Below are 21335 nucleotides of genomic sequence, written 5' to 3' on the forward strand. Positions count from 1 at the left end.
CGCCGATGGTACTGGAGTCACATCCGGGAGAGTAGGTAGCCGCCAACCCATCAACCAACACCCCTTGTTCTGCTTGAGCAAGGGGTGTTGCCGTTTATACCACCTGCTCATTGGGGCGTAGAAGGCAAAGCATCCCGCCACCTGCAATAGCCCAGGAGCAAGCCGGTCCAATACAAGCAGTTAGCGCTTTGCTAGTCCAATTCATCCACTTCATTATAGCAACAATAGGCTTCTACAACTTATAACAATGCTTACAATGCAAATCAAAACAAGTCGAAATAATATTAGTCACTTATTTTTCGCTTATTGATCTATAGATATTATCCCTTTATCAAATTTCTACTTTAGACTAGTTACTTCCTGATTTCGGATTTAATTTATAGTTGTTATAGCAGACTTTGCCATTACTCGTAAAAGCATCTTAATTGTTTGTAATTTTTTAAAGTGTTAGCTAACTTAAGTTCATGGCATTGCTATATCCAACTTTCTTGTATGCTTTAATTGCTGCAGTTATTCCTGTAATTCTGCATCTTATTCAGTTAAGAAAAGCTAAGCGGGTTGAGTTTAGTAACGTAAAGCTTATACAGGTTTCAAAAGACCTGACTGCAAGCCAGAAGAATCTTAAAGAATTATTGATTTTACTTTGCCGCATACTTTTTATAGTCTTTCTTGTTCTTGCTTTTGCACAGCCCTTTTTACCAGCCCAGGAAAATGAAAGTATGACCGCTACTTCTGATGTTGTACTGGCTGTAGATAACTCCTATAGTATGCAGAATATCACAGCAGGCAAAGATGTTGGGTTGTTAGCTTCAGCTGTAGATAGAGGTAAGTCAGTCATCAATCTTTTTCCTGCCAGTACTTCTTTTAGTGTTAATACGAATGGTATAGTAAGTAGTGGCGCAAAACATAGTGCCGCTGATGCCGATAATGTATTGGACAATCTTGATTTCAGCGCTAAGCCGTCGCGGTTTCAAAATTTAAGTACTACAAATGAACACATTTTTGTGCTTTCAGATTTTCAGAAGAATACCTTTACTCCTGCTTATCTTAGACAGTTAGATTCTCTATCGCAGGTTCATCTTGTTCCTTTACAAGCTGAAAGTATAAATAATGTTACCGTAGATTCAGTTTTCCTGGAAGATGAGTTTATTCGTGTGGGAGGTGATAATACGTTGCACATTAAAGTGTACAATGCGGGTAATAATCCTGTTGATGGCTGCCCGGTTAAATTGTTTATTGATGAGAAGCAGGTAGCCGCTCTTAGTCTTGATCTTCCTGCCAAGCAGGTAACAGAGGCTACCATTACTTTCGGGATACCCGGTGCTGGAAGTATGAAAAAAGCTTATGTTACCTTAGAGGATTACCCGGTCGATTTTGACAACACGTACTATTTTATTTTATCTCCATCAGGCAGTATACAAATCTCTGAAATTAGCGATCAACCTTCCGGCAGTTTAAGTAAATTATACGGGCACGAACCATTTTTTAAAATCAATACATTCGATGCCAAAAGTATAAATTATGGTACCGTATCAGCTTCTAACACTATTCTATTAAACAACCTACCTGTTATTTCAGCAGGTTTAGCTGCAACTGCTGCCAATTTTGTAAAAGCCGGTGGTACTTTAATAATACTTCCTTCTTCCTCTGGCGAACAGAGTAGTTATACTTCGCTTTTTGAGGCTTTGAGTATTCCAGCAACATTAACAGGAACTTTAGATAATGTTGCTAAAACAGCGTTGCAGGCACCAGATCCTAAGAAGCCATTTTTTAAAAGTATCTTTTCTACTTTTGATCCCAAAATGCAAATGCCGTTAGCAACTCGTAGTTTAGCATGGTCCCGGGCATCAGAAGATATTTTAAAATTCAGGGGCGGCGCTCCCTTTTTATCTCGGTTTGACAGAGGCAAAGGGCAAGTGTACCTGATGGCTTCGCCTCTGGACGATAAGTATAATGAGTTAATGAACCATGCATTATTAGTGCCCATAATGTACCGGATGGCCATTTTAAGTTATAAACAGGAGCAGCAATTAGCTTATTCGTTAGCAGGCGGAACGGTAAGTTTACCTGTTACAACCGTCAAAAAGGAAGGTATTTATAAGTTAGAGAAAGACAGCCTTTCGTTTATACCGGATCAGCAGGTACGGGCCGGTAAATTATACTTTGATATTCCCGCGGATATGGCCGATGCAGGGTTTTATGACCTGAAATCAGATGGCGCAACTGTAGCCAAACTTGCTTTTAATTTTGATAAAAAAGAATCTTATCTGGAGCAATACACACCAGAAGAGCTAAGGAACCTGCTGCCAAAAGGCAAGACGAACATACATGTTTACGACTATGGCGATAACTTTTCGGTGAAAGGAGAATTCGAAAAAAGATTTTTTGGCGTCAAGCTTTGGAAATATTGCCTAATATTGTGTCTGTTTTTCTTAATGGCAGAAATCGCACTTATTAGACTCCTCTAACATGAAAGTACTTCTCCAGGCAGCGCTTATTTACCAACCAGCCTCCCCGTATCATTTACAACGGCATAATATTCTTATTGAGAACGGCATTATCACGTATGTTGGTCCGGAAGATCAGGAAGCTGACCGCAGAATTTCTATGGATGGTTTATGCGTGTCCTCTGGTTGGGTTGATATGCATAGTTTTGTGGGTGAGCCAGGGTTAGAGTATAAAGAAGATCTGGAATCGTTAGTAGCTTCTGCTGCAGCTGGTGGTTTTACAGAAGTACTATGCTTGCCTAACACAGAGCCCGTTGTACAGTCTAAAGGTGCCATCAGTTATATCAGGAGCAGGGCTGAAAGTTTGCCGGTTACGTTGTTACCTGCTGCTGCACTTACTGTAGATACACAGGGCAAAGACCTGACAGAAATGATTGACCTGCAACAGGCTGGGGCTATAGCTTTTACAGATGGTTTAAAACCTTTACAGGGAGCAGATGTATTGCTGAAAGCACTGCAATATGTACAGGTTTTTGATGGCCTGCTCATGAATAAGCCGGAGCATACCCGCCTGACGGAGCACGGGCAGATGCATGAAGGTCTGGCCAGCACCCGCCTAGGGATGAAAGGCATTCCGGCACTGGCAGAAGAAGTGATGGTAACCCGCGACCTGCAACTCCTTAGCTATACAGGCGGCAGGCTGCATTTTTCGCTGATTTCTACAGCCGCATCTATAGAGCATATCCGGAAGGCAAAAGCAGCGGGGTTAAATGTAACCTGCGATGTAGCCAGCTATCAAACCGCTTTTACCGACGAAACCATACTTCCTTTCGATACAAATTATAAAGTAGCTCCTCCTTTCAGAAGCCAGTATGATGCAGACGCTATTAAAAAAGGGTTGCAGGACGGAACGATAGATGCACTGGTTTCGGCACACATGCCGCACGATACCGAAGCCAAAAACCTTGAATTCGACCTGGCTGATTTTGGTATAATAAACCTTGAAACTTCTTACGCTGTAGCCAATACATTTTTAAGCGATACACTTAATACAGAAACTATACTTGTAAAACTCACATCAGGCCCACGCCAGGTACTGGGGTTACCAGAGCCGCAAATCAAAGTTGGCGAACCTGCCAACCTTACCATTTTCAATCCTGACCTGACCTGGACACCTACAGCCGAAGCGTGCAGATCGAAGTCTAAAAACTCACCGTTTTTCGGGCTGGAACTAAAAGGTAAGGTACTTGGCATTATTAACAAGGGACAAATAGTTCTGAACCATTCTTTTTAATATATTTATAGCTATATTTTTACAGCCGGGGCTAAAAGCCTTGCAGATTCGTACAAACCGGAATGTTTAATCAAACAATTATAAGAGTCGGAATTCGCTATGGCGTAATGTGTGGCTTAGCTTGCTTTGGCATTTTATTGCTCCAGTACTTTTTGGGTTTTAACCCGCTGGGGGAGGTAGGCCGCTGGAGTTTCCTGCCCATGCCGGTTTTTTTATTCCTGGGCATCAGGTACTATAAACTCTTTAACGATACTGAGATCGGTTTTTTGAAAGGCTTGCGCGTTGGCTTATCTATCTCATTTTACACGGCGCTAACGGCAGGCATGTTACTGTTCATACTTTTATACTTTGCCGGAGGCTCGCTTATACAGCAGTATGTAAGCGAAATGAAAACTACCCTGGAAGTTAACAAAGCTGAACAGATCAAAGCTTTGGGCCAGGATATGTATAACCAGAGCATCGAAGCCCTGGATAATATTACGCCGTCGTTGTTGGCAACCTATGATTTTGTGAGCCGGTTATTAGTGGGAGGTTTGTTTTCTATTGTGGCAGCAGTTTTTTTCCGTAAATAGTTCACCCTCAATCCATAAACGCATGAATGAAATGACTGAAGTAACCGAAAATCAACCTTCTGTAGCATCTGTAGCCCTGAAGTATGGCTTATTAGGCGGGCTCATAATTGTAATTTACACTGCCATACTTATGACATTAGGCATGGGCACAAACAAATTACTGGCCAGCCTGGGTTACATTATTATGATTGCTGCGTTGGTTCTGGCCATGCAGAATTTCAAAAAAGAAAACCACGGCTATATGTCGTACGGGCAAGGGTTAGGAGTTGGTACGCTGGCATCAGTTATTATGGGCCTGCTCGGAGGTATCTTTATGTATATTTATACTTCGTTCATCGACCCTAATTATATGGAAAGCATCATGGACCAGCAAATTGCAGACCTGGAAGCCAGAGGCATGAGCGACGAGCAGATTGATGCTGCCATAGCCATGACCGAAAAGTTCTCAAACCCGGCCATGACCATTGTTAGCTCGCTGATAGGTTACTTAGTTATCGGATTTATTTTATCGCTTATAATCTCCGCCATCATCAAAAACAGACGGCCGGAGTTTGAATAACACATGCAATACCCTTACGATATATCGGTTGTAGTTCCCCTGTTTAACGAGGAGGAATCGCTTCCTGAACTTGTGCGCTGGATCAAACGTGTGATGCACGCGCACGGGTTTTCTTACGAAATTATACTTGTTGATGACGGCAGTACCGACCGTTCCTGGGAAGTAGTTAACGACCTGGGCGCTGAAGATAATACGGTTAAAGGCATCAGCTTTAACCGCAATTACGGCAAGTCGGCAGCCCTTAACGAGGGATTTCAGCGCTGCACCGGCGAAGTGGTGATAACCATGGACGCCGACCTGCAGGATAGCCCGGACGAAATTCCGGCACTTTACGACATGATCAAGCATCAGAAGTTTGATCTGGTAAGTGGCTGGAAACAAAAGCGCTTCGACCCGCTAAGCAAAACCATACCTACCAAACTGTTTAACGCTGCTACCCGCAAACTATCGGGCATTAAGTTGCACGACTTTAACTGTGGCTTAAAGGCATACCGGCAGCTGGTGGTTAAAAGTATAGAAGTACACGGCGAAATGCATCGTTACATACCTGTAATTGCCAAATGGAATGGCTTTACCCGTATTGGCGAAAAAGTGGTGCAGCACCAGGAGCGCAAGTATGGCACTACCAAATTTGGCCTGGAACGCTTTGTTTACGGTTTCCTCGATCTGCTTTCTATTTCTTTTGTAAGCCGCTTTAAAAAGCGCCCGATGCACTTTTTCGGTACGCTGGGGACACTTTCATTTGTAGTAGGTTTGGGCATCACCTTCTGGCTTATACTTCAAAAGATCTTCCGCCTTTACCCGGAAGGCCGTGTGCGCGATGTGGTAGACCAGCCTTTGTTTTACCTTTCGTTGGTGGCCGTTATACTTGGTGCGCAGCTTTTCCTGGCCGGTTTTCTGGCCGAGATGATCTCAATGGCAGCCAGCAAAAAGAACGAATACCTGATAAGGGATAAGGTTGGCTTGCTGAAAAATTAATGGCAAAGCGTAAGGTAGTAATTGTGGGGCCGGCTTACCCGCTTCGTGGCGGCGGCATGGCTACTTTTAACGAGCGGCTGGCTTACGCTTTCCAGGAGCAGGGAGATGAGGTGGAGATTGTAACATTCAGTCTGCAATATCCGTCGTTCCTGTTTCCGGGCAAAAGCCAGTACTCCGACGAGCCCGCACCGCAAGGCCTTCGCATTAAAGTGTTAATCAATTCCATTAACCCGCTTAGTTGGTTTAAAACAGGCAACTATATCCGGAAGCAAAAACCAGATGTAGTTATTTTCCGGTATTGGCTTCCGTTTATGGGGCCAGGCCTGGGCACTATTGCCCGCATAATCAGGCGCAACAACCAAACAGCGTTGCTAGCCATTACTGATAACGTGGTGCCGCACGAGAAGCGCGCCGGTGATGTACCCTTTACCAGATACTTCCTTAGTGCCTGCAATGGGTTTATTACCATGTCGCGATCGGTGCTGCAGGATTTAAAGCGTTTTGAGCCTGCAAAGCCCGCCGTATACCTGCCTCACCCGCTGTACGATAACTTCGGACCTGCCGAAAGCAAAGCAGACGCCTGCGCTGCCCTAAATCTTGATCCGAACTATAACTACATCCTTTTCTTCGGCTTTATCAGGGCTTATAAAGGCCTTGATTTATTGTTACAAGCTTTGGCCGACCCGCGCCTGCAGCAAAACCGAAGTATAAAATTAATTGTAGCCGGCGAGTTCTACGAGGATGCCACACCGTACCATGAGCTTATCCGGAAGTATAACCTGCAGGATAATCTTATACTTCGCACTGACTTTATACCTAACGCCGAAGTGCGCCACTACTTCTGTGCTGCCGACCTGGTGGTGCAACCCTATAAACACGCCACACAAAGCGGGGTAACACAGGTTGCCTATCATTTCGATAAGCCTATGGTGGTAACCAACGTGGGCGGGTTGGCAGAGCTGGTACCAGACGGAGAAGTTGGTTATGTAGTGGAGCCCCAGCCGCAGGCCATTGCCAGTGCCATAGTTGAGTTTTATACTTCCGATAAAGCTGAGATACTCGCTCAGCATATTGCAAAGTATAAAAAGCGCTTCAGCTGGAGCACGTTTGTTGATGCTATTTACGCACTTGCAAAACAGGTTAAGCCGTAGTATAGCAGGCTGTTAGTGCTTTCTGTCCTGTAGTTTCCTTACTTATTGCTATAGTATACTTTCTTTGCTTTTATAATCCCGCAACTCTAAAAACTATGAGCTCAGAAAACTACATACTTATACTTGGTGCCACAGGCAACATTGGTGGTAAAATTGCGCAGGAACTTATACTTAAAAATGCTATGATAGGTGTAGCAGGCAGAAGCCGTCAGAAATTAGCCACATTTGCAGGTAAGGCGGAGCTACTGGAAGGCGATTTTAACGAGGATGCTTTTCTGCAACAGGCATTTTTTAAAGCAACTTCGCTTTTTCTTACTGTACCCGATGATGCACTTGCCACACCTGCCGTTACCGCTCAGCGGCTTATTAATTTAATTCAAAGCAGCCCGATCAGGCATGTAGTAAACATCAGTAACTGCATTACAGAAAAGTATGGCCAGCCCACCAGGCTGGTAGCGTTTGAGCAGGAACTTAATAAAATGGGAAGTATAAACCTGCTGCACCTGCGTTGTGCCAACTTCTTCGAGAACCTGCACTGGGGCCTGCATACGCCTTACAAACCGGATCTGGCATTGCCTTACATCTCGTCTTACGAAGTTGCCTCTGTAGCCGCAACATATCTTCTGAACAGAGATTTTAGCGGCAATTCAGTGAAAGAATTAATGGGGCCACGGGATTATACCATGGCAGAGCTTGCCGCCGCAGCCGGCGAAGAGTATGTGCAGCTACCCTACACCGATAACAACAGGCATTTCTATAAAGGATTTAACGACGGCGATTTTAAAGTTACTCCACGTACAGCATCCAATACCTCCCCGCTGTCAGAAAACAGGTTCACGCTGGAATATTTCCTGACCCACGACTTTGTGCAATCTGTAAATTAAAACGCCGGACCAGAAGTTTTATACTTAAAATACCTTAGACTGCTTTCCTGAAGTATAAATACTGACGTTGGCGTTGCGATTACGTATCTAGTATAAATTCAGAGAGTTAGCACTATGGGGATACATAAACAACTGCTGTTCTTACTAACAATTATACTTGGCCTGGGCCTTAGCAGCTGCGAGGATGATGATGACCCCAAAGGAACATTAGTGCCGGGCACTGAGGCTGATTTCTTTTTTCAGGGCAACTTAAATGGCAGCCTTATACTGCTGGAAGAAGGCGAGGACGATTATATCAGCACAACAGCAGCATCGAAAATTGTTACGGGCACCGGATGCTGGGAAATGCAGGACATTGTGCTGAAAAAAGAACTCGATGAGAGAAGATCGGTGCGTGTAACATTTATTAAAAAGTTTGCCGCCTGCCCTACACAATGCCCTGAACTGGAGCCTATACTAAGGCAGGGAAAGTATGGCTTTGGTAAGATAGCAACAACTATAGGCACAGAACCTGTAGAAGGTATTGTGGTTACATATACAGATCCTGACGGTAACGTATGGAGCACAGATAAAGGCACGGCAAGGCAACAGGGCAGCTTATTTTCAGTGACGGCATTTAATAATAATACCATAGACAGCCAATCGCCTAAAATAACCGAAGCGCAATTTACGTGTATACTTTACGATGGCACCGGAAAGCAGCTTATCCTTAATAATGGTAAAATTACAAGCCGTAGCCTTGATTGCAGCAAACTATAAAGTATATATGGTACTAAACAAAACAGCCCATGTAAAACTACAAGGGCTGTTTTGTTTTTAAGTATGCTGAAATCTACAGCATATCAACACCAGTGTAAGTATAAGGTGTGATCTGTTTTAGTTCATCTTTTATTGCATTGCTCACATCCAGCGTATCAATAAAGTTACTGATCGTTTGGGCAGTAATCTTTTCATTCTTTCTGGTTAGGGCTTTCAGGGCTTCGTATGGTTGCGGGTATCCTTCGCGGCGCAGCACAGTCTGGATGCCTTCTGCCACTACCGCCCAGTTATCTTCCAGGTGCTGGGTAAGTGCAGCCTCGTTCAGCTCCAGTTTGCCAATGCCTCGCTCCAGCGATTTAAGCGAAATAATTATGTGAGCCAGCGGTACGCCAATATTACGTAGCACGGTAGAGTCTGTGAGGTCGCGTTGCAGCCTGGAGATAGGCAGCTTGGCTGATAAATGCTCCAGCAAAGCGTTGGCTATACCCAGGTTACCTTCTGCGTTCTCAAAATCGATAGGGTTAACTTTGTGCGGCATCGCCGAAGAGCCTACCTCACCGGCTTTTATCTTTTGCTTAAAATAACCCATCGATACATACTGCCACACATCTCTGGAGAAATCGATCAGGATAGTGTTCAGGCGTTTCAGGCCATCGAAGTAAGCTGCCAGGTTATCGTAATGCTCTATCTGGGTAGTATACTGATTGCGGTGCAAACCTAAAGTCTGCTGTACAAAACGGTTACCGAACTCCGGCCAGTTTATACTTGGGTAGGCTACATGGTGGGCATTAAAATTACCTGTTGCACCTCCAAACTTAGCTGAAAAAGGCACCTGGCGTAGCAGGTCCATTTGCGCAGAAAGGCGCTCGGCAAACACCATAATCTCTTTACCCAAACGGGTAGGAGAGGCAGGCTGGCCGTGCGTGTGTGCCAGCATCGGTATGGCTTTCCATTGCTGGGCTAGTTCTACTAACGTCTGGTGCAGCTCCTGGTAAGCCGGCTTCAGTATGCGCTCATCCGCTTCGCGCAGCGAGAGCGGGATGGCCGTATTGTTCACATCCTGCGAGGTAAGCCCGAAATGGATAAACTCTTTATACTTGCCAAGGCCCAGCGTATCAAACTTATCTTTTATAAAATATTCTACTGCCTTTACGTCGTGGTTAGTAGTTTTCTCAGTTTCTTTAATGGCCAGTGCATCAGCTTCGTTAAAATTCTGGTAAATAGCACGTAGCGCTGAAAACTGGTCGGGCTTAATATCCGAAAGCTGGGGCAGCGGCGACTCGCACAATGCTATAAAGTACTCAACCTCTACGAGCACACGGTAACGGATCAGGCCAAATTCAGAAAAATAAGCAGCCAGTTCAGAAGTGTTGCGGCGGTAACGCCCGTCCACTGGCGATAAAGCAGTAAGTGTTGTCAGGTTCATTGGCAAAAGGAAGTTCTTAGGTCAAAGATAAGCAGCTTTGCTTCAGGATGCCAGCAAGGTGAATTGTTTTAATATACAATGCGTTTGTATATAGCCATTTTAAAATTGAACAATAACTTTATGCTGCCGAAATATGTAAGTATTACTACTTTTGAATATTTAGTATACTTACAGTAGGTACACAAGCGTTGATCTAGCTTATAGCATAAGGTAAATGAGTAGTATATATCAAAATAAGTAGCACCTCGTATGTGAGGATAGCACCAACCCAAAGTATAAAATGAATAATGCAGGTATTATCTGCTTTTCCTGTTTTAGATACTGAATCTAATTAGCGTAATTCGCACCTGAATATTTTGAACCAGAAATTGAAAAAACGATTGCTGATTGGGGCTGGTTCTGTACTGGCCTTCTTTCTGATTCTGCTTGTATTGCTGATTGTTTTCCGGAGCAAGGTCCTTTCCTATACTATCCAGAAAGTAATTACGCAGGTTGAAAGCCGCTACCCCGTAGATTTTAACATTAACAAGGCAGAGTTTGTAGACCTTAATTCTGTTGTGCTGAGCGGCATTTCGTTAGTGCCACACGACCGCGATACCCTTTTTACGACAGATAGCGTGCACGCCAGTGTAAGCTTCCGTTCTATTTTTAAAGGCCGCATCGTATTTAAGAAACTGGACGTGTCGGATGGGTACCTGACTGCGGTAAAGCGCAATGGCAAGGATAACTTTTCTTTCCTGCTAAAGGGAGAAGATGGAAACCAGCCAGCCGATACAACAGCTAAACGCAGCCGCAACTACGGCGAACTGCTGAACCGCCTAATTGAAACTGCTTTTGACAACGTGCCCGATCAGGCAAATTTCAAAAACCTGAACGTATCCTATAAATCCGAGAACCGCACCATCGATATCCGGATGCCTTACCTAACCATGGATGACGGCACTATTGATTCAGAAGTAGTTATAAAAACAGATTCGCTGGTGAACAACCTGCGTATGCACGGTACCATAGACCCTGGCGACTATAACATAGCAGCCAGCCTGTATAACACCGATAGAAATGGAATCAGGTTGCCGTATGTAAAAGAGAAATTTAATGGAACGGTAGCTTTTGATACCCTCCACCTGAGCCTTGCCGATAAAAGCTACCGCAAAGACAGGTTAACTGTGCGTGGTACAGCTAAAGTAAATAACCTGAGCGTAAACCATGAAAAACTGGCAACAGAAGATATTCATGTACGGGAAGGTGCCCTGAATTATGTGGTTACGCTTGGCCCTAATTACTACGCTATTGATAGCCTGACGGAAGTACGCGTAAACAAAGCGGTGGCCAACCTGTATGCCGTGTATCAGAATGCTACTTCCAAGATCATCGACCTTAAAATTAAGACAAAGGATTTAGAGGCAAATGATGTGTTTGAGTCGTTGCCAACCGGGTTATTCGAAAACCTGGAAGGTATAAAAGCACAGGGTAAACTAAAGTATAAGCTCAACTTCCATGTGAACATGGATAGCCTGGCAAAAGTAAAGTTTGACTCTGACCTGGATGCCTCAAAAGACTTTAAGATCGTGCAATGGGGTAAAACCAATATCCAGAAAATTAATGGCTCTTTTGTGCATACCGTGTACGAGTATGGCAAACCTGTACGCACGTTTATGGTGGGGCCTGCAAATTCTTTCTATAGCCGCTTAGGGGAAATTTCGCCGTACCTGCGCAATGCCATACTTACAGCCGAAGATGCCGGCTTTTATAGCCATAAAGGTTTCCATGAAGAGGCTTTCAGGCAGGCAATTGCCACCAACCTGAAAAAGGGTGAGTTTGTACGCGGCGGCAGTACCATATCGATGCAGCTGGTGAAAAATGTGTTCCTGACGCGCCAGAAAACGGTAACCCGTAAAGTGGAAGAAGCGATTATAGTCTGGCTGATAGAGAACCTGAACCTGGTATCGAAGAACCGTATGTTTGAAGTATACCTGAATATTATTGAGTGGGGACCAAACGTATACGGTGCCAAAGATGCTTCACGCTTTTATTTTGGGAAACAGCCATCTGAGCTTAATCTGGCAGAGGCCATCTTCCTGACAAGTATAATTCCGAGTCCTAAAAATTACCGGGCTTCTTTCGATAGTTATGGAAACCTGCGCAGCTGGAAACGCGGTTATTTCAGGCTGATCAGTGGTATTATGTTACGCCGTGGGCTTATCTCACGGGCAGCTTACGACGGCCTGTACCCGAACGTGCAGCTATACGGGCGCGCCCGCGACCTGATTGTTACCGCTCCGGATGCAGTGGTGGAAGACTCTACCGAATTTGAACTTGAAACGATCGATCTGTTGGATTTTTAGCGTATAAATTTCTCTGAAGCGGCGGCTTTGCTACACAGCAGGGCCGCCGCTTTTCGTTTAATCACATTTTCTGATACTGACTTATGAAACCGATACAGCAAAAAGCTGACCTTGAAAAAGCCGTAGGATTGGTGCCGAGGCTCGCGGCAACGGCGGCCCGTTTTGGCATCGACTGGTTTTTGCTGGCGCTCATAAGTATGATCATTTTAGCTTACCTATGGCCTCAGATAGGTATAGACCGGGAGCCTGTTTCGCTGGGCGATGTGGCAACTTACGGCGTATCGGTTATCTTCTTTTTTTACGGATTGCGCCTGAGCCCTGAAAAGCTGCGAAGCGGGTTAAGTAGCTGGCGCCTGCATTTAGTGGTACAGCTAAGCACATTTATACTTTTCCCGTTGCTGATTTTGCCGTTGCATACTTTGTTCGAAGGAACCGAGAGCGAAATGCTATGGCTGGGTACATTTTATCTGGCTGCCTTGCCTTCTACAGTTTCTTCGTCGGTGGTAATGGTTTCGATAGCGGGGGGCAACATTCCGGCAGCCATTTTTAATGCCAGCATATCCAGCCTAGTGGGCGTGTTTATTACACCACTCTGGATGGGCCTGTTTTTAACAGCAAGTACCGAAAGTTTCGATATCTGGAGCATTATGGGAAAACTGGTTCTGCAGGTTATACTTCCGGTTGTGCTGGGTGTTTTGCTGCACAAGCGTTGGGGCGAATTTGCCGAGCGCAACAAGAAAAAGATGCGCTACTTTGACCAGTTTATCATCCTCACCATTGTTTATACTTCTTTTTGCGAATCGTTTGCCCGCAATATGTTTGCAGCTTATACTTTAAGAGATATTGCCTTGCTGGGCGCAGCCATGATTGTGCTGTTTTTTCTGGTGTATGCTATTATTTACGGTTTCAGCAAGACGCTGGGTTTTAACCGCAACGATCAGATTACGGCCATTTTCTGTGGGTCCAAAAAATCGCTGGTACACGGCACTGTAATGGCAAAAGTGCTGTTTCCAAACCCTACAACAGTAGGAATAATGTTGCTGCCCATTATGATGTACCACGCCTTACAATTACTGGCTGCCAGTATTATTGCCCAGGCATTGGCCCGACGGAACAGGGCAGAAGTTGAGGAATGATTTTATAGTATAACCGCAACAAATTATACTTCAAAAACAAAAAAGCCAGGCTGCTAAGTATAAGCGTACTGGCTTTTAAAGTATACCTATTATGGCCTAAGCAACTTGCTTCTGCTTCGATTTATGTTTTGCTTCCAACTCTTCTTCGCGCAGCAGTTTTTTATCCAATATAAACGGCCCAAATGGCAGCAACGATGCCAGCACGCCAGCTGCTACTTTAACTACAGACCAACGGTGCACGAGCGTTACGTGTAACAAAGCAACCATGTAAAGCACAAATAATACACCGTGCGCCCAACCCACATACTTCACGGCCAGCGGCATATCAAACATATACTTCAGGGGCATGGCTATACCCAGCAGCAACAGGTACGAAACGCCTTCATAAATGCCAACAGTGCGGAAGCGGGAGATCGGGGTTTTCATGTGTAAATAATGTAAAGGGTTAATGGTTTGTGCCTTAACAATAACTGTGGCGTAATTGTGCCAAACTGTTTTGATTTCAGGCAAAGATAAGGCGATAAATTAAGAAGCGCCTTACCCGAACCGGAAAAGGCGCTTCTTAATTTAAGCTACGGCAGAACCTCCAATTGCTGTGTTGCCTTGTTGGTTTAATGCCTGGATAAAGGGATTTGCAGGCTCATTACCTAGACCGCTTCCTGCAGGAGGTTGGGCAAGCAGCAATTCGAGGTGCTTTTGCCATTTACTTACCTGCATTGCCGGCCTGGTATTGCCCAAACCATAGCTGCCTATTTGTTTTGATACCGCAGATCTGCGTAACAGTAACTCCATCAGCTCATCATCCAGGTTCTCAATCTGCTGGCGCAACTCATCCAGTTGATCTACCAGTTCGGTTGTTTCTGATAGCTTTACTCTGGTTTTAAGGGCATTTATAAGCAGTTCAAGTTCCTGTGGCATTAGTTGCTGTTGTTGGCTGCTTAGCGCCTCTGCAGGACTTATATGAGACTCCAGCAACAAACCATCTATGCCAAGATCTAAAGCGCGCTGGCCAACCGGATACAGCAGGCTGCGCTTGCCGGCAATGTGGCTGGCATCGCAAAGTACAGGCAATTCCGGCATTTCCTGGCGCAGCTGCAACATGTGTTCCCATTTCGGGTGGTTGCGGTACAGGTCGTGGTCTTCGCCTGAGAAGCCTCTATGTATGGCTCCCAAATCGGTCAGGCCAGCCTGCTGCAACCTCTCGAGCGCGCCTACCCATAGCTTCAGGTCTGGGTAAACGGGGTTGGTTACCAGCATAGGTATGTTGGTGCCGCTTACGGCAGCGGCAATTTCCTGTATGGCAAAAGGGTTTACGGTAGTGCGCCCGCTTATGCAAAGTATATCAATACCATGCTTTAATGCTTCTTCGGCGTGTTGTGCATTGGCTATGTCGCAGGCTGTGCGTAAACCTGTTTCGGCTTTAACTTTCTGCAGCCACTGCAGGCCTACGGTGCCTACACCTTCAAAGCTGTTAGGGCGTGTGCGCGATTTCCAGATACCTGCTTTAAATGCCGTTACGCTCTGGTTGTTCTTCAAAAGCTTGGCGGTTTGCAATAGCTGGTCTTCACTTTCGGCACTGCACGGACCAGCAAGCAGCACAGGCTTTCCGCTCTCCTGGCGGAAGCTGCTTTGTGGCGCTAACTTGTTGGTGTTTATACTCCCTCTCATGGCTGTAATTACTAAACTGTTTTCTTATTCAGGCATTTAGCCCTTTTTTAAATTTATACTTGGTTTAAAATGGCTGTAAAACAAAAAGCCCCGCTTTGTGGGCGGGGCTCCTTGATATACTTATGTATGTTTACTATACGCAAAGTCTTACCACGGGAGCCCCGGCTGAGGAACCTTCATCGAATTGGTAAAGCAAATGGCGTATGTTAATATCATTTCTTGTGTTATGAGCTGCAAGTAAAAGTATAAAATTTTAAAAAAGCAAATTTAAGAATGTGTTTTTTGATTTTATACTTCTTTTATTGCTCTTCTTTTGTAGTTGTAGGCTGAGGCACTTCCTCTTCTTTTTTAGGAAACATGAGCGATGCAATAACCGAAATAGCCAGTATGCTGCCTACTACTAACAGGGCTATGCGCATATCCAGGTGGAAAACATCGCTGAACAGCAGCTTGGCCCCAATAAAAACCAGTATTAGCGACAGGCCATAGTGCAGGTAATGGAAGAGCTGCATAATACCCGACAGCGCAAAGTATAAAGCCCGCAGACCCAGCAAAGCAAACACATTGGAAGTATAAACAATAAACGGATCCTTAGAAATAGCAAGTATGGCAGGTATAGAATCGGCAGCAAAAACGATGTCGGTGGTTTCTACCATAATCAGCACCAGTAACAGCGGGGTGGCAAAATACTTTCCGTCGATCTTTGTAAAGAACTTGCCGCCTACAGATGTTTTCGTGAACGGCAGTTTCTGGCTCACCCATACTATCAGCGGGTTTTGCTCCGGATGCAGTTCTTCGTCGTTTTTGGTAAAGGCCATTTTGATGCCCGTATAGATCAGGAAGGCACCAAGTATGTAAATGATAAAGTGAAACTTAGCAATAAGGGCAACACCAACAAGTATAAAAATGGCCCGGAATACCAACGCACCGATAATACCCCAGAACAGGATCTTATGCTGATACTTTGGAGGGACTTTAAAGAAATTGAAAATCAGGATGAAAACGAAAAGGTTATCTACGCTCAGCGATTTCTCTATCAGGTAAGCCGTCAGGAACTCAAGTGCTGGAGCGGGGCCTTCCCAGTAATAGATCAGGGCATTAAAGCCCAGCGAAAGCAAGATCCAGAAAAGGCTCCAAAGCAATGCTTCTTTAATTTTTACCTCGTGCTCTTTGCGGTGAAACACAAAAAGGTCTAAACCCAAAAGCAGGAGAACAAAGCCATTAAATAAGACCCAGAATAGAATGTTGTTATTATCCATAATAGAATAGCCGGTTGTTACCAGTGCCTTTAATAACCAAGGCATAGCAGCTGTACAAGTACGGTAAAGTTAACCGTATTTGGCCATACATACATAGCATTTAACAACTATAAATTTCAGGCAGGGAGGCAATCCACTCTTTTTGAGCAGCCGGAATGCAAAATTTAGTAGCGGTCGAAGTGGCGGAAAAAGCTGTTCACTTTCATTTTGAGCACTCCTAAAACAGCCTCCTTAAATATACCCGACGACATTTTAGAAGTACCCTTGGTACGGTCTGTAAAAATGATCGGAACTTCTTTTATCTTGAAGCCATACTTATAAGCCAGGAACTTCATCTCGATCTGGAAGGCATAGCCTACGAAGCGGATCTTATTTAGCTGAATGGTTTGGAGCACTTTGCGGCGGTAGCATTTAAAGCCGGCTGTGGTATCGGCAATGGGCATACCAGTTACAAGGCGTACGTACCAGCTGGCAAACCACGACATCAATACGCGGTTCATAGGCCAGTTTACCACGTTTACACCCTGGATGTAACGGCTGCCAATGGCCACATCGTAGCCATCAATAGCGCAGGCTTCATATAAACGTATCAGGTCGTCAGGGTTATGGGAGAAGTCGCAGTCCATCTCGAAGATGTATTCGTACTTATGGCGCAACGCATACTTAAACCCATGTATATAAGCCGTACCCAGGCCAAGCTTACCCTTTCTGATTTCCAGAAAAAGCCTGCCCGGATATTCCTGTTGCAGGTCGCGCACAATATCGGCCGTGCCGTCCGGCGAGCTATCGTCTATGATCAGCAGATGAAACGGATGACTCAGTGACATGACCTTCCGCACCATGGCTTCCACATTTTCGCGTTCGTTATAGGTGGGGATGATCACTAATGAGTCTTTCATACCCCAAATATAGTTAATCAGCTATTTTGAGCATCCCGCGACCTTAAATTAATTTTATTGGCCAGCTCTTTTGCATAGCTAATGCAGTTGTTAACCGACACCCCGGACTGCCAGTTTGCAGCTATAAAAAGTCCTTCGGGCTCGAGTTGTTCTGCCATCAGGTGGGCATCTTCTATGTAAAGGTCGTATTGCGGTACCGAGTGCTGCCATACATGCGCATGCTGAAACACTGGCTTATCTGCCTTAATTTTATACTTCTCGCACAGTTCGCGATGCACTTCTGTTAGTACTTCATCCTGTTCTTTTTGGGCATGGGCCGCATATTGCGCACCGCCCACAAAAGTGGTAAACATAACCTCGTGGGGGCGGCAGCGTCCGTCAAAAAGCGAGCTCGTCCAGATAGAGCCGGCAGTAAAAGGAGCTTCTACCTTCGGGTTCAGCGCTCCAAAACCATCGAGCGGGTGTGGCACGTCGCTGCGGTTATATACCATATGCACCACAGCCATAGGCGGGTAATTGATGTTTTGCAGCGCTGCTGCCATACCCGGGAAAGTATAATGCAATAGCTCTGCTGCCCGGTGGGCAGGTAAAGCCAATACCAGCATGTCGTATTCTTCGGTATCGTGGTCGCCGTTGGAGTGGCAACTTACAATATATTTGCCCTGGTTGCGGGTAATAATCTCTACCTGGTGCCCTGTATGCAGCGATACCAGTTTACCGGCAATGGCATTGGGCAGCGTGTGCATACCGTCTTTAAAAGAAAAAGTATTTTGTAGTAGGTTGCTGTTCAGCTGTGCAAGCCCTTTTAGTACGGAGCCATACTTTGTTTCCAGTTCTTTTAGTTTTGGTAAGGCCTTTGCCACCAATAGCTGCTCAGGGTCACCGGCGTAGGCACCTGTTACCAAAGGGGCTACGGCATAATCTACCACTTCGCGGCCAAAGCGTCGCTCAAAAAACTGGCTTACGGTTTCGTAAGCAAATGTGGCAGGTGGTACCTCCCGTTCCTTAAGTATGCGTTTCTTAGTTTTCCGGGAGAAAAATTTATTTGATAGAAAGGAGAGGGGCGAAGTAGGTAGTTTGTGGTAGCTACCGTTGCGAAGTATAAAACGATCAGAGCATACCGAGGCAGCCGGCATCACTTCGTCTTCCAGTTTCAGCTCCTGAATCAGTTCTTCCAGTTCATCACTCATCTGCAAGGCATTAGGGCCGGCTTCCAGTAAATAGCCTTTTACCTGCAGCGTCCGGATATTGCCGCCTACGTGCTCACTTGCCTCGAAAAGATCATAGGGCACGCCCAGCTTTTGCAAGTAATGCGCTAATGCCAACCCCGAAATTCCTGCTCCTATTATCGCTACCTTCATCTTATCCTCCCTTGTTTACTGCGCCATGCTTATACTTTCAGCCTGCGTTTATGGCATTTTAGCAGCAGCTTTAGTGCCATAGTGTAGATACTCAAACGCATAAATGTTAATTTTAGCATCTGAAGCAAAGAGATATGACTGTGCAAAAGCAAAAATGCGTGTTCCTGGACCGCGATGGTGTACTAAACTATGAGCGTGGCGATTATACTTATAAGTTGGATGAGTTTGAGGTTTTGCCCGGCGTGCCCGAGGCGCTGGCTTTGCTAAAGGAAAATGGCTATTTGCTGATTGTGGTAACAAACCAGGGCGGCGTAGCGAAAGGTATTTACACGAAACAGGATGTGCTGGCCTGCCATCAGAAACTGCAGGATAGCTGCGGTGGCATTATTGATGCTTTATACTATGCCCCTTCTCACCCCAATTATTCAGAATCGTTATCGCGCAAGCCGGATAGCCTGATGCTGGAACGTGCCATTGCCAAGTATAACATTGAGACAACAGCCTCTTGGCTGGTTGGCGATACACAGCGTGACCTGGATGCCGCTACCAAAGCCGGTGTAAAGTCAATTTTTGTTGGCAAACCTTTACAGGATAAGAATTATACTTTTAAAGCAAAAGATCTCTGGGAGGCAGCGCAATTTATACTTGAAAGGGAAGGAAAGTAATTGCTGTAGTCGGGGGGTAGTATCTTCAGCAGGTATTTTAGATTTAATATCAGCTGCGTTTATGGGAAGTATATGTGTAGCTATTTGTTAATTTGGCAAAATGATTTTTTACACTTATATTTTTAACTCCCTTAATTCTTAGCGTTTTAAGCAAACTTAAAATACCTATCTGCTCGTGATAAAAAAAAGGATTCTGGTTTTGTTGCTCTTGTTCCTGTGTGCAGCTGAGCAACTCTTTGCCCAACTGCATGAAGGTAGTGTGAACCTGGAAAAGTATGTGTCTTATGGGCCAATACTCGAGCCTTACCGCAGCTTTGAGGAAGGGTTAACGTTTGACCCAAAAAAGTCCTCGCGTGTGGCATTGCTGAAATGGGTGGAAGCTACCAACCCCGACAATGGTAACTCTTTGGCCAATCAGCAGGTCTTTACAGGAGAAGCCATAGTGCCGGAGGGTTGGGCAAATGATAAAATCTTTCTGTACATTGATGCACCCAAAGTCCCTTTTGCCCTGGAAGTTAATGGAATAAAGCTCCAGGTTTCCAAGATCGGTGTCAACACCAGCATTAACTTATCTCCCATAATAAAAGAAGGAGCTAAGAGTGTAACCCTGAAGCTCATAGCCAAGGGACAACGCCAAGCCATTACAGACTTAGCCCAAGACTTTTTACTCGTAGCCCGGCCTGCGCTTGCGCTAAGCAGCGCCTACATAACCTCTCATCTGGTTTACAAAGGACATTACCGTGGGCTTACCTGGACTGCTGGTTTTAGAGTGCAAAACCTATCAGATACACCGCTGCGATGGGAGTATATCAGGCATGAAACCTACGTGAGTTCAGATGTTCCTCCTGTCAGAGTACGTGCTGATAGCCTCACACCAGGTCATGAACCAATTCAACCCGGAGCGAAAAGCAGGTGGGGAGTGCATCACAACAAAGAGATGTATACCCATTTCTGGACTGCAGAGACGCCTAACCTGCTGCAGGTAGGCCATTTGCAGACCTCTGCTCGCTACCGGATTCAGGAAGTGGTTAGTCATAAGATAGGTGTACGCGTCGTAGAAGAAAAGCAAGGCAAACTGCTTGTGAATGGGGTGCCTGTAAAACTTAATCCTGTCGCCTTTCAGCATTCTTCGCTTAGTGAAAAGCCAGCATCCAGGGAAGAACTGGAAGCTTTTATTATAAGACTCAAGCAGCATAACGTCAACACGCTCGTTGTAACAGGCTTACCAGTAAACGAAGACCTGTACGAACTGGCCGATACGTACGGACTTTATGTGATTCAAAAGGTAGAGCCAAGTGCGGCCAGTGCCGCTGATCCGCAGCTGTGGCTGTTGCAGCAGACGTCAATGGTGTACCGGATACGCAACCATCCCTCGCTGCTTGCCTGGCAGCTAGGCAATAGTACCAGGAAAACCGAGAAAGAAATGCTGCAGGCCTTTGCAGATAGTCTTGGCAACGCGTCAAGCTACAGACCCCATGACCTCGATCCGTATAGGCCTGTACTGTTCTCTTCGCCTCTTGGTATGCCGAAGCCTGTGGCGGGGTTTGATAATTTATCAGATGAAGCCAAAAAGCAGTTAAAGCAACAATACCAGCCCCTGCATATCTTTCTACAGGATACTACTGCCGGCAAGATTGTCATCCGAAACTTACAGGGCTTTGCTCCTTTAACCAACCTTGGATTGGATTGGGAGATAAGTGATAGTACAACAATTTTAAAACAAGGCTCGATCCAGGATATTCAGCTCACTCCTCAAAGAGCGCAGACTATACAGCTTCCTCTAAATGGGAAGGAATATTTGAAGTCTGGCAAGTGTCTGCGCATCAGTGTTCGCCTCGGGAAGGAATCTGCCTGGGCTAGCCAAGGACATGAGGTGGCGTGGAAGACTTTCTGTCTCTAATCGAAAAAAACACCCCAACATACAAAACATCA

Annotated in this window: 18 protein-coding genes and 1 pseudogene; 13 read left to right on the forward strand and 6 right to left on the reverse strand. The window is 45.3% G+C overall.

Features of this window, described 5'->3' with window-relative positions:
* Positions 1-464: 464 nt before the first annotated feature.
* The 9 genes and pseudogenes from LWP20_RS18375 to LWP20_RS12410 all read left to right on the forward strand — a co-directional run.
* Positions 465-695: pseudogene (locus LWP20_RS18375) on the forward strand (BatA domain-containing protein); the annotation flags it as partial.
* A 105-nt stretch (positions 696-800) separates the two neighbouring features.
* Positions 801-2468: a hypothetical protein gene (locus LWP20_RS12375; RefSeq protein ID WP_242928466.1), complete on the forward strand. Its 1668-nt coding sequence runs from the start codon at positions 801-803 to the stop codon at positions 2466-2468.
* A gap of 1 nt (position 2469) precedes the next feature.
* The gene (locus LWP20_RS12380) at positions 2470-3741 is read left to right on the forward strand and encodes a dihydroorotase (RefSeq protein ID WP_242928467.1); all 1272 of its coding nucleotides are present in this window, start codon (positions 2470-2472) and stop codon (positions 3739-3741) included.
* A 62-nt stretch (positions 3742-3803) separates the two neighbouring features.
* Positions 3804-4313: a DUF4199 domain-containing protein gene (locus tag LWP20_RS12385; RefSeq protein WP_242928468.1), complete on the forward strand. Its 510-nt coding sequence runs from the start codon at positions 3804-3806 to the stop codon at positions 4311-4313.
* Positions 4314-4335: 22 nt separating this feature from the next.
* Positions 4336-4872, forward strand: a complete 537-nt coding sequence (locus LWP20_RS12390) for a DUF4199 domain-containing protein (RefSeq protein WP_242928469.1) — start codon at positions 4336-4338, stop codon at positions 4870-4872.
* Between the two features lie 3 nt (positions 4873-4875).
* Entirely contained in the window at positions 4876-5850 is a 975-nt protein-coding gene (locus LWP20_RS12395; protein WP_242928470.1) for a glycosyltransferase family 2 protein, read from the forward strand.
* Positions 5850-7001 carry a glycosyltransferase gene (locus tag LWP20_RS12400; protein ID WP_242928471.1) on the forward strand — a complete coding sequence of 384 codons (1152 nt, stop codon included), beginning with the start codon at positions 5850-5852 and terminating at the stop codon, positions 6999-7001. Before LWP20_RS12395 ends, LWP20_RS12400 begins: the two co-directional genes overlap by 1 nt.
* 95 nt (positions 7002-7096) lie before the next feature.
* On the forward strand, positions 7097-7885 hold the full coding sequence (locus LWP20_RS12405) for an NmrA family NAD(P)-binding protein (protein ID WP_242928472.1): 789 nt from the start codon (positions 7097-7099) through the stop codon (positions 7883-7885).
* Positions 7886-7999: 114 nt separating this feature from the next.
* Positions 8000-8644 (forward strand): hypothetical protein, encoded by a 645-nt coding sequence (locus LWP20_RS12410; protein WP_242928473.1) that lies wholly within the window; start codon positions 8000-8002, stop codon positions 8642-8644.
* Positions 8645-8717: 73 nt separating this feature from the next.
* On the opposite strand, the gene purB is transcribed toward LWP20_RS12410, so the two are convergent.
* Positions 8718-10070, reverse strand: a complete 1353-nt coding sequence (purB, locus tag LWP20_RS12415) for an adenylosuccinate lyase (RefSeq protein ID WP_242928474.1) — start codon at positions 10068-10070, stop codon at positions 8718-8720.
* Positions 10071-10438: 368 nt separating this feature from the next.
* On the opposite strand from purB, the gene LWP20_RS12420 reads away from it, so the two are divergent.
* Together LWP20_RS12420 and LWP20_RS12425 are read left to right on the forward strand one after the other, a co-directional pair.
* Entirely contained in the window at positions 10439-12415 is a 1977-nt protein-coding gene (locus tag LWP20_RS12420; protein WP_242928475.1) for a transglycosylase domain-containing protein, read from the forward strand.
* An 83-nt stretch (positions 12416-12498) separates the two neighbouring features.
* Positions 12499-13551 (forward strand): bile acid:sodium symporter family protein, encoded by a 1053-nt coding sequence (locus LWP20_RS12425; RefSeq protein ID WP_262914595.1) that lies wholly within the window; start codon positions 12499-12501, stop codon positions 13549-13551.
* A gap of 96 nt (positions 13552-13647) precedes the next feature.
* Here the strand turns inward: LWP20_RS12425 and LWP20_RS12430 are convergent, their stop codons facing one another.
* The 5 genes from LWP20_RS12430 to hemG form a co-directional block, all read right to left on the reverse strand.
* The gene (locus LWP20_RS12430) at positions 13648-13977 is read right to left on the reverse strand and encodes a DUF3817 domain-containing protein (protein WP_242928476.1); all 330 of its coding nucleotides are present in this window, start codon (positions 13975-13977) and stop codon (positions 13648-13650) included.
* Between the two features lie 141 nt (positions 13978-14118).
* The gene (locus LWP20_RS12435) at positions 14119-15219 is read right to left on the reverse strand and encodes a chorismate mutase (protein ID WP_242928477.1); all 1101 of its coding nucleotides are present in this window, start codon (positions 15217-15219) and stop codon (positions 14119-14121) included.
* 299 nt (positions 15220-15518) lie between these two features.
* Entirely contained in the window at positions 15519-16523 is a 1005-nt protein-coding gene (locus LWP20_RS12440) for a TerC family protein (RefSeq protein WP_242928478.1), read from the reverse strand.
* Positions 16524-16642: 119 nt separating this feature from the next.
* Positions 16643-17377: a polyprenol monophosphomannose synthase gene (locus LWP20_RS12445; RefSeq protein ID WP_242928479.1), complete on the reverse strand. Its 735-nt coding sequence runs from the start codon at positions 17375-17377 to the stop codon at positions 16643-16645.
* Positions 17378-17394: 17 nt separating this feature from the next.
* The gene (hemG, locus tag LWP20_RS12450) at positions 17395-18738 is read right to left on the reverse strand and encodes a protoporphyrinogen oxidase (protein ID WP_242928480.1); all 1344 of its coding nucleotides are present in this window, start codon (positions 18736-18738) and stop codon (positions 17395-17397) included.
* A 140-nt stretch (positions 18739-18878) separates the two neighbouring features.
* On the opposite strand from hemG, the gene LWP20_RS12455 reads away from it, so the two are divergent.
* A complete protein-coding gene (locus LWP20_RS12455) occupies positions 18879-19403 on the forward strand; it encodes a D-glycero-alpha-D-manno-heptose-1,7-bisphosphate 7-phosphatase (protein WP_242928481.1) in 525 nt (174 codons plus the stop codon).
* Positions 19404-19578: 175 nt separating this feature from the next.
* The gene (locus LWP20_RS18380; RefSeq protein ID WP_242928482.1) at positions 19579-21303 is read left to right on the forward strand and encodes a beta-galactosidase domain 4-containing protein; all 1725 of its coding nucleotides are present in this window, start codon (positions 19579-19581) and stop codon (positions 21301-21303) included.
* Positions 21304-21335: the final 32 nt, after the last annotated feature.

The organism is Pontibacter vulgaris, from assembly GCF_022758145.1.
GTDB classification, from domain to species: Bacteria; Bacteroidota; Bacteroidia; order Cytophagales; family Hymenobacteraceae; genus Pontibacter; species Pontibacter vulgaris.